Below are 719 nucleotides of genomic sequence, written 5' to 3' on the forward strand. Positions count from 1 at the left end.
GCAGTAAGTTTGGCAAGTCTTTTCGTGAACATTAAGGTTGTTCACATTAAGCATGATATTAAACTTACAAGGACAACGCCACATGTTGCATGAATGTGAGAGGGATGCTATCACTGCATTCGTTCAGCGTTAGCCCAGCATGAACACTGAATTTCGATTACATTGTATATCAAAGGGTGGCATAGGACTGGACGGGGTTCAGGGAATTCACCTGGAACCTCACAGTTTCTCACAATATGTCATGTCTTCAGCCCTCCAGAGAAGCTTTGCACATGGAAGGGTACAGAGAAAACCGTTCTTACGTCTAAGCGCTCTCAGGTATCAAAAAGAACCACTCTGCCCCGTGTGAGGCTCGAACTCACGACCTTCAGATTATGAGACTGACGCGCTGCCTAACTGCGCCAACGAGGCCGGTGGATTGACAGGGCAGAACAGCGAATCACTAGCTTTCAGGTCTTTGACTTTAGGTGTAGTTCCAACGGGTCAGCTCCAGCTTAGAGCAAATGTCAGGATGGCCGAGCGGTCTAAGGCGCTGCGTTCAGGTCGCAGTCTCCCCTGGAGGCGTGGGTTCGAATCCCACTTCTGACAGACCTGTCCTTTGGCTGCGGGCTACAGTCTTCAGCCCTCTCGCACGTTGCCCCAGCAGGGCAGTAAGTTTGGCAAGTCTTTTCGTGAACATTAAGGTTGTTCACATTAAGCATGATATTAAACTTACAAGG

The 719-nt window shown here is 49.1% G+C and carries 2 tRNA genes; one reads left to right on the top strand and one right to left on the bottom strand.

What is annotated here, in order from left to right:
* Nucleotides 1-337: 337 nt before the first annotated feature.
* Nucleotides 338-411 (bottom strand) — tRNA-Ile (locus tag ACXIZN_RS43220).
* A 94-nt stretch (nt 412-505) separates the two neighbouring features.
* Here ACXIZN_RS43220 and ACXIZN_RS43225 point away from each other — a divergent pair.
* Nucleotides 506-588 (top strand) — tRNA-Leu (locus ACXIZN_RS43225).
* Nucleotides 589-719: the final 131 nt, after the last annotated feature.

This window comes from Amycolatopsis sp. TRM77291, from assembly GCF_054166285.1.